The following is a 3,178-nucleotide window of genomic DNA, read 5'->3' on the forward strand; positions in this document are numbered from 1 at the left end:
AGCTGCAGCGCCTTGGCGGCACCAAAAACCGAATAAGCCGCCAATCCGACGGCGTCGAACCAGTCGACCGCCGCCGGTCGCCAGAATTTGACCGGTGTGATCCACACCAAGAACGCGATACCAAGGCATAGCATCGGCACCCGGGCGTCCTGCACCCAGAACACCGGCGCATCGATCAGCAGATCGCGGACCGTACCACCGCCCACACCGGTGACGAGAGCGAAAAAGGCAAAGGTTACCAGTGTTTGCCGATTGCGCGCCGCGACCAATGCCCCGGAAATAGCGAACACAGCGATGCCGAAAAGGTCGAGCCAGCCTAGTGCGTCATATAACAGAGCCGCGTTCAAGTTACAGCTCGCCGCTTGCGCCCGCGCCGCGTGAACAGCATGACAAAGCCGAGTATCGAACCGAGCAGCGAGATGACCGCAAAGATAATCAGGATCGGGTGGCTGGTATCCTCGCGCGTCTGCAGGTCCATGATATGCAGGCCCCACATGAAATCAAAGGCCCGCCAGAATTGGGTCCGCACGGCGATCAGCTCGCCGGTATCCGCATCGATATAGAATCGCGCATCATCGTCGAACACGACCTGCCAGGACGGACGGCCACTGCGCTGGTCACCCGGCGCCTTGTCCCCGTCAAAGCGTTTGACCGACCGGATCGCCGCTTCATCCGACCGTGCGGCGCGCGCCAGCGCATCGGCTTCGGTAGCAGAAACCGGCGGAAGCAACGCGCCGGTCAGAGCATCTGCTCTCCGCTTGCCACCGTCGGCATAAGCAATCACCCAATAGGGTCCGGCATCATTCTGCTGCAGCGTCAAATTCTTCGCCTGGCGTCCCTCGAGCATGGGTGCAACGGGATTTACGGCATCAAGCGCCGGTGTTTCGCTACGCAAATGATTGCCGCGCACGGTTTCGATCGGCTGTGCGACCATCAACAATCCGCTGGCCGTCCAGATGATGATCGGCACGCCGATCAGCCAGCCGAGCCAGACATGCCAGCGCATGAGTTTATAATGTTTCATGTTGATCCAATCGAACCCCCTGTTTCTCGAACCCCGAGAATCCCAATGCAAGACCATATCCGATAATGGCCGAAGCACTATATCCAATAAGCGGCGTGGGATAGGGTCCAAAAACTGATATAATGGCAAAGCCGCTGATCGTCGCCAACGAGGCAGCGAGGGGAATCTGGTTCCTGAAACTCCTGCCGAACAAAGGCACCACCAATGCCAGAACCAGAAAAACTACCATAATGACGCCGGAGGGTGGATGGAATTCCCAGACATCCGCGATCACATATTCCACGAATCGAACCGGCTGTAAGGGGTCAATTTGCAACAATGTCGATAAGAAACTCATTCCGGCAAACGCCAGCATCCCGAGAGACCATTTGTCGCACTTTGCTATCGCAAGCACGAACACACCCGAGAGTAAGGCAAACGCAGTCGCCCGGTCAGGTTGCAATGACCCGGTCAGGCCGATTACCATGATTGTCAATAACGCCAATTCTCTGCGGAGGCCTGGTACCAGCGAAATAATCGCAGGCAACAAAAGCAGGCCGACATGCAATCTGATCGGGCCGACTCCAATCCAGCGATGGATCCCGTCAATTTCCGCGCTGCTGAAAAGAGTCCCGACGAAAAGAGCCAGCGCAAAAACGGTGAGGGCGATTACATTGAAGCCTGGAACTGGCCGCTTTAGAAAAACGGCTAGGCCGATCGCAGCAGCGAGAGCCGCGCCATTGACGACCAGATATGCACGCGGTGCACCGGCTACTGCCATATAGACGCAGCCCATGAGGACTACGATAATCATGGCTGAGAGACGGGTTAGCTGACGAGCCATCACCCTACATATGAATCGGCTTGCCCTGCACCGCCATCGCGGCTTCCTTGATCGCTTCACTGTGCGTCGGATGAGCGTGACAGGTATAGGCGATATCTTCGCTGGTCGCGCCGAATTCCATGGCCTGTGTGACCTGCGCGATCAACGTGCCGGCGAGCGACGAGATGATATGGGCACCAAGCACGCGGTCGGTTTTCGCGTCGGCAATGATCTTCACATAGCCTTCGGTATCGCGATTGGTCTTGGCACGGCTGTTGGCGGCGAACAGGAATTTGCCGGTCTTATATTCGACGCCGCTTTCCTTCACCTCTTCCTCGGTCTTGCCGATATTGGCAATTTCGGGATAGGTGTAGACGACGCCTGGAATCAGGTCGTGATTAATGATACCTTGCTGTCCGGCGATAAACTCGGCAGCAGCAATGCCTTCATCCTCGGCCTTGTGCGCCAGCATCGGGCCGGGGGTCACGTCACCGATCGCATAGACGCCGGGAACCGAGGTCTGGAAATCATGGCCGACTTCGATCTGGCCGCGATCATTGGTGGTCACGCCGGAATTTTCGAGCGCCAGACCATCGATATTGGGCTTGCGGCCAATCGCGACGAGCACGACATCGGCTTCCAATGTCTCGCTGTCACCGCCTTTGGCCGGTTCCATGGTGAGAGTCGCTTTCTTGCCCTTGACCGTGCAGCCGGTGACCTTGGTCCCGGTCCTGATATCAAAGCCCTGCTTCTTGAACATGCGGTTCGCATCCTTGCGGATATCGCCGTCCATGCCGGGCAATATCTGGTCGAGATATTCCACCACCGTCACCTTCGCGCCGAGCCGCAGCCAGACAGACCCCAGCTCCAGCCCGATCACGCCGCCGCCGATGACGACCATATGGTTCGGCACTTTCGGCAGTTCAAGCGCGCCGGTGGAATCGACCACGACATGCTTGCTATTGTCGATCTCCACGCCGGGCAGCGGAGTAACCGACGAACCGGTAGCGATCAGAATATTCTTGGCGGTATAGCTCTTGTCACCGACCTTGACCGTGTTGGCATTTTCAAACGCGCCGCGGCCCTTGATCCACTCGACCTTGTTCTTCTTGAACAAAAACGCGATGCCGCCGGTCAGCTCTTCAACCGCCTTCAGTTTCTCGGACAGCATCTGCTTGAGATCGAGCTTCGCTCCGGTCAGCTTGACGCCGAATTTCTCGAGCGCGCCGCTATGGGCCTCATGATAAAGTTCCGACGCGTGGAGCATCGCCTTGGACGGGATGCAGCCGACGTTGAGGCAAGTGCCGCCGAGCGTCTCGCGGCTTTCCACGCAGGCCGTTTTCAGACCCAGC

4 protein-coding genes are annotated in these 3,178 nt (G+C 57.8%); all 4 read right to left on the reverse strand.

All coding sequences use genetic code 11. The features are described from left to right. Positions 1-347: trimeric intracellular cation channel family protein (locus WBM93_RS05965; protein ID WP_424429496.1), on the reverse strand; the 347-nt coding region annotated here is incomplete at its 3' end. Beyond that, the gene (locus WBM93_RS05970) at positions 344-1,024 is read right to left on the reverse strand and encodes a PepSY domain-containing protein (RefSeq protein WP_424429498.1); all 681 of its coding nucleotides are present in this window, start codon (positions 1,022-1,024) and stop codon (positions 344-346) included. The genes WBM93_RS05970 and WBM93_RS05965, both read right to left, overlap by 4 nt. After that, positions 1,011-1,847 (reverse strand): hypothetical protein, encoded by an 837-nt coding sequence (locus WBM93_RS05975; protein ID WP_424429500.1) that lies wholly within the window; start codon positions 1,845-1,847, stop codon positions 1,011-1,013. The genes WBM93_RS05970 and WBM93_RS05975 overlap by 14 nt, the downstream gene beginning before the upstream one ends. A 4-nt stretch (positions 1,848-1,851) precedes the next feature. Continuing rightward, on the reverse strand, positions 1,852-3,178 hold a 1,327-nt coding region (lpdA, locus tag WBM93_RS05980), incomplete at its 5' end, for a dihydrolipoyl dehydrogenase (protein WP_424429503.1).

This window comes from Parasphingorhabdus sp. (assembly GCF_049667325.1).
In the GTDB taxonomy this organism is placed as follows: domain Bacteria; phylum Pseudomonadota; class Alphaproteobacteria; order Sphingomonadales; family Sphingomonadaceae; genus Parasphingorhabdus.

Excerpts from the sequence above, each read along its gene's own strand:
- WBM93_RS05975 (WP_424429500.1), bottom strand. The coding sequence starts at position 1,847 with ATGGCTCGTCAGCTAACCCGTCTCTCAGCCATGATTATCGTAGTCCTC.
- WBM93_RS05970 (WP_424429498.1), bottom strand. The coding sequence starts at position 1,024 with ATGAAACATTATAAACTCATGCGCTGGCATGTCTGGCTCGGCTGGCTG.